Source organism: candidate division WOR-3 bacterium (genome assembly GCA_039801725.1).
Taxonomy (GTDB): Bacteria; Hydrothermota; Tepidihabitantia; order Tepidihabitantales; family DTDR01; genus DTDR01.
Map to the genome: position 1 here is coordinate 1 of JBDRVE010000059.1, position 5,669 is coordinate 5,669.

Consider the following 5,669-nt stretch of genomic DNA (forward strand, 5'->3'; position numbering starts at 1 on the left):
TTTTGGGGATTTTTGAAAAAGAGTAATATTTATCCTTGATATTTCTTTAAATTTTATTTAAAATAATTTGAAATGATTTTTGGAATTATTGCGATAATTTTAATAATTATTACCTTTATTTTTCTTTATCTAAAGATTGAAGAATTAAAGAAAAGCGAAAGTATAAGATTATTACAAGAGCAAATTAGTCAATTGCGAATGGAATTAAGTCAAAATTTACAGAATACTAGTGGTCAGATAAATTTGAGATTGGATAAAGCAGCAGAAGTGATTTCTGATGTGAAGGAAAGGTTAGGCGGTTTAAGTGAGGCGCAGAGAAGGGTAATTGAGTTGAGTGAAGATATAAAGAAATTGGAAGATTTATTAAAGCCACCAAAATTTCGGGGCACTTTGGGTGAAACTTTGTTAGAAAATCTTTTATCCCAGATTTTGCCAAAAGAAAATTATGAAATCCAATACCAATTTAAAACTGGTAGTCGGGCAGATGCAATAATAAAAATTGGTGAGAATATTGTACCGATTGATTCTAAGTTTCCTTTGGAAAGTTTTGAGAAGATGATTAGTGCTGAAGATAAAGAGAAATATGAAAGTGCTAAAAGGGATTTTATTAAAACTTGTAAACAACATATTGACGCAATAACCAAATATATCTTACCAACCGAAGGAACTTTTGATTTTGCCTTAATGTATATTCCAGCAGAAAATGTTTATTACGAAACTATTCTTAATTCAGAGATTTTCAATTATTCTTTGGAAAAAAAGGTTATCCCGGTTTCACCAAATACTTTTTATGCTTATTTAAAAGTTATCCTTTATGGTTTAAGAGGTTTAAAGATTGAAGAGAAAGCAAAAGAGATTATTGATAGTTTACAAAAGATTGAAAAGGATGCTAAAGAAGTTAGGGAATTATTTGATCGAGCAAGAAATCAATTAAGAAATTCTTTAAATAATTTTGATGAACTTGATAAGAAACTTTCCCAATTAGAAAGGGGTATTGCTTTAATTAAATAGAATAATCTTCTCTTTAAGTAATTTTTTATCCATCCGCAGAATAAGAAAATAAATACCTTTAAAAATTCTCTCTTTTTTAAAGGTTAGTTGGTGATTTCCTTTATTTAGTTCTTTCTTTAATATTGTTTTTAAATAAGCTCCTTTCACATCATATAAATCTATTTGAACTTTTGCTTGATAAGGAAGAGCAAGATTAAGAAAGAAATTATCAGAAAGAAAAGGCGTTGAAATTTTATAATAGAAATTATCTTCCTTTTGAATGCTGACCGAAGTATTAATTCTTTCCAAGAAGATATCCCAATTTCCTGCTTGGAAATCCTGCCATACTACTAATAGTTTATCGTTCCAAATAACTCCCTTAGGATTTGTTGAAAAAGAATTATTATAAGTAATTCTTTCTTCTGGAAGCCAAGAGAGACCACGGTTAGTGCTTCTTATTAAATATATTTCCGAATTATTATCTCGATAATCAACAAAAAGGACATACAAACTATCTCTTTTAGCAATCAATTTTGGCTTCCAGGCAGAAGAAGGACTTTGGGTAATCTGGATTATTGGTGTCCAAGAATAACCATTGTCTATACTTTTTGAATAGTAGATTTGCCAATTTCCATTTTCATTTGGTTTTCTCGCCCAAACCAAATGTAGAAAGTCGGTATCATCTTTCACAAGGGAAGGGTCAAAATCATAAAATATTTCTGGCGGAGTATCTCGGGTTATCCATTGGGTTCTCCAGGAATCACCATTTTCACTTTGCCAATAACCAATTTCATAATCTTCGTCTCCGGGCTGCAAGCAAGAGCCAATAATATGAAAATAATTACTATCATCTAAAAGGTCAAAGGATTGGAAATTTCTATTTATTATCCTTTTTGGTTCTTCCTGCCAATTTTGCTGAAAAGGACGCCAATTAAAATAAAGTCCTTTTTGTGTTCTCTCCCAAGAGAATTTACCTATCTGCCAATAGGCAATAGCATAACGATTATTTTTTACTGAAACTGGTGAAGCACAGGAGCCCATATTAGAATCTAAAAAAGATACTACCTGCCAATTTTCACCGCCATCAATACTTGTTGCCACCCAAGGATACCAAATAAAAGTAGAATCAATCCGAGAAGGAGATAATGAATCAATTCTTTGGGCAACCTTGGCATAACCCATTCCAGAGACGATTAAACTATCATCAGCAGAAATTCTACTATACCAAATGACCGTATCTCTGCCGGGGAAATCAAAAATAATTCTTATCGGCGTCCAGGTTAACCCTCCGTCATAACTTTTCCGATAGTAAACTTCCCATTTTCCCCTTGTATTATCAAGCCAAATAAGATGAATCCTTCCTTCTTTGTCAACAATGATTTCTGGATCTCGAGAAAAACCAGAGTTACTTGAAAGATTTAAATAATTAAAAGAATAGTAATTACTTTTTAAATTTAACCTTGGCTGAAAATTTGGTTCTATCATTTCCGTCATTATTTCGCCTTCACTAAAATAGGTAGGAAAGCCAAGAAGATAGCCAAGGGTGGGGATAATATCAATTTGGTCCCGTTCAATACTGTCAATAATAATATTCTGTCTAATTTCTGGTCCTAATGCTAAAAATAATAAATGACGACAACCGTGATCCCATTCACCATGGCCGGAGAAACCCAAATGAGCATCATCGTTTCTACCGTGGTCAGTAGTAACAATCATTATTGTCTTATTACGATAAAAAGTATCGGTATAAGGTGGTATTCCTTGAATATGTTTATAAAATTCATAGATAATTGAATCAGCAATTTTTATTGCTGAAAGATAAGCAGAATAATCACCAGAATGACCTTTGGCATCAACTTCTCTTAAATTGATAAAAACTAATCTCGGATGAAGAGAGTCCATAATTTTATGAACCCAATTAGCAATTGTAGTATCATCGCCATTATAAATTAAAAATCCTTTAAAATTCTCTCCGTAATAAGGTTCTAAACTAAAATCAACACAACGACAATTGCCTTTTCCCATAATTGCTCCACAAGCGGTTTCGGGTAAATTAAGAAATTGACGGTAATATTCAAAAAAGGTTGGTTTTTCTGGTCTAATATCTTGAGGAACTCCGCCAGTATTTCTGACAATTTGTCTCACACCGCAGGCAATAGTATTATGACCGGCGGTTGTTGCTGTCCAACCTTTATTCCAAAAGCGGGTATAAATTGTTCCTAAAGGTTTTAAATCGTTCCAAATATGGGGGATATAAAGAGATTCGGATTCAAAGGCTTCATCATTTCTTAATCCATCAATAATAATTATAAAAGCATTTTCGGGATTTTGTGAGAAGATTAGAGAAAAAATAAAAAGAGATAAAAATATCTTCCTTTTCACAAAGAAATTATAAATTAAAAATTAAATAAAATCAATGCGAAAAGGAATTTTTTCTATTTCTTTTTACTCATAAATTCTTTTATTCTATTTAATGCCTCTTTTATATTTTCTATCGAATTGGCATAGGAAAATCTGATAAATCCTTGACCATATTTACCAAAGCAGGTACCGGAAAGGCAAGCAACCCCCATTTCATTTAATAATTTATCAGCCAATTCTTTACAACTATAGCCACTATTTTTTACATTAGCAAATATATAAAAAGCTCCTTTTGGTTTTATCTTTACCGAGAACCCGGGGATTTCGTTTAACCCTTCAAAAATTACATCTCTTCTTTTCTTAAATTCCTGGACCATTTTATCAACTTCATCTTGCGGGCCGCTCAAAGCCTCTAAGCAGGCTCTTTGGATAAAAGTAGTAGTGCAAGAGTTAATATTGGTTTCAATCCGTGCCAATTCTTTTGCTAATTCGGGATGCATGATCCCATAGCCGATTCGCCAACCGGTCATTGCATAGGTTTTAGAAAAACCATCAAGGATAATTGTTTTTTCTTTCATCCCTGGAAAAGAAGCGATAGAAACAAATTCTTCATCATAAACAATTCGAGAATAGACCTCATCTGATAAAACCCATAGGTCGTCATATTTTACTAATATTTCTGCCATATCTTTTAGGTAATCTTTGCCCGCCATACTTCCGCAAGGATTGTGAGGGAAATTAATAATCAAAAGTTTTGTCTTCTTATTCAATTTCCTTTTCAACTCTTTTAAATCGGGTAAAAAATCATTTTCTTCTCTTAAAATAAGAGGTACTGCTTTGCCCCCCATAAAATTAATCATTGATTCATAAATCGGAAAGCCAGGGTTAACATAAAGAACTTCGTCACCATCTTCTACTAATGCCATTATTGCAAAAGACATAATTGGTTTGGCACCAGGAGTGACGACTACTTCTTCCGGTTTAAATTCCATTCCTCTTAATTCACCGGCTTTTTTAGCAATTAATTCTCTTAATTCGGGTAAACCTTGGGAAGGTCCGTAATGGGTCCAGCCTTCATCCAATGCTTTTTTGGCTGCCTCTTTTATATTTTGGGGAGTGTCAAAATCTGGTTCACCAATCTCTAAATGGATAACATTTTTTCCTTGTCTTTCTAATTCTTTTGCCCTTACCAAAACGTCAAAGGCAGTCTCCGTTCCTAAAAGTTTCATTCGGAAGGAAAGAGGCATTCCACATTCTAAACGGCAAACTTTTTTTAATCTTTTAACTCTTTTTGCTAATTTTATTTTTCTTGCCATTTATCCTCCTTATTTTTTACTTTTAACAAAATCTAATAACTCTTTTGCTTTGGCTGCAATATGTTCGCCAGAAACTTCAAACTCCCACATCAATTCCCAAGGCGCTCCACTCTCACCAAATCTATCTTTTACTCCAATATAATCTAAAATAACTTTTTTACCATAAAGTTCTCTTGCCGAAGCAATGATTGCCGCTACTCGGTTTGCTAATCCACCAATCTGGTGTTCTTCAGCAGTGATAATTATTCCCGTTTCTAAGGCAGCTTGCACAATTATATCCCGATTTATCGGTTTTAAGGTATGTAAATTAATAACCCTTATTTCAATTCCGTATTCCTCTTTTAACATCCAGGCTGCCCGCATTGCTTCGGGAACCATTGGACCACAAGCGATAATTGTTAGATCTTCGTTTTCATTTTTATATTCTGTTGCTAAATAGATATCAAAGGCATCAATAAATTTTTCGGTTTCTTTTCGATAACGATAGATATTTGGAACATTCCAAACAAATGGAGTATCTTCTCTTGTCACAATTGGTGTTGCTTCTCTGGCAAATCTGATATATTTTGGTCCGACAATGTTAAAAAGCATATATTTAGTTGCTTTTTTAGTTTCAATCGCATCACAAGGAACACAGACATGCATATTTGGTAAACCACAGACCGCAAATAAATCTTCTAATCCTTGATGGGTTGCGCCATCTGGCCCAACCGAAACACCACCGTGAGCACCGGCAATAAAGACATTGAAATTGCCATAACAAACCGAAACCCTTAATTGGTCTAAATTTCGGGCGCAGGCAAAAGTGCTATAAGTTCCAAAGACAGGTAAAAATCCTTCTTTTGCTAAACCAGCAGACATTGCTGTTGCTGATTGTTCAGCAATACCGACTTCTATCCATCTCTTTAATCTTTCAGGTTTTCCTTTATAAAAATGGGAAATAGTAATTGAGTCAGATATATCAGCGCCAATACAGACAATTCTTGGGTCATCGCCCACTTC

Annotated in this window: 4 protein-coding genes; 1 reads left to right on the forward strand and 3 read right to left on the reverse strand. The window is 33.6% G+C overall.

Annotated elements, in window-relative coordinates:
• Positions 1-72 precede the first annotated feature (72 nt).
• The gene (locus ABIK75_08205) at positions 73-1,011 is read left to right on the forward strand and encodes a DNA recombination protein RmuC (GenBank protein MEO0091071.1); all 939 of its coding nucleotides are present in this window, start codon (positions 73-75) and stop codon (positions 1,009-1,011) included.
• On the opposite strand, the gene ABIK75_08210 is transcribed toward ABIK75_08205, so the two are convergent.
• The 3 genes from ABIK75_08210 to ABIK75_08220 all read right to left on the reverse strand — a co-directional run.
• Complete coding sequence (locus tag ABIK75_08210) at positions 1,000-3,372, reverse strand: hypothetical protein (protein MEO0091072.1); 2,373 nt, start codon at positions 3,370-3,372, stop codon at positions 1,000-1,002. The genes ABIK75_08205 and ABIK75_08210 overlap by 12 nt on opposite strands.
• 53 nt (positions 3,373-3,425) lie before the next feature.
• Positions 3,426-4,667: a pyridoxal phosphate-dependent aminotransferase gene (locus ABIK75_08215; protein ID MEO0091073.1), complete on the reverse strand. Its 1,242-nt coding sequence runs from the start codon at positions 4,665-4,667 to the stop codon at positions 3,426-3,428.
• Between the two features lie 9 nt (positions 4,668-4,676).
• A partial coding sequence (locus ABIK75_08220; protein ID MEO0091074.1) for a transketolase C-terminal domain-containing protein occupies positions 4,677-5,669 on the reverse strand: 993 nt, incomplete at its 5' end.

Excerpts from the sequence above, each read along its gene's own strand:
- ABIK75_08215 (MEO0091073.1), bottom strand. The coding sequence starts at position 4,667 with ATGGCAAGAAAAATAAAATTAGCAAAAAGAGTTAAAAGATTAAAAAAA.
- ABIK75_08205 (MEO0091071.1), top strand. The coding sequence starts at position 73 with ATGATTTTTGGAATTATTGCGATAATTTTAATAATTATTACCTTTATT.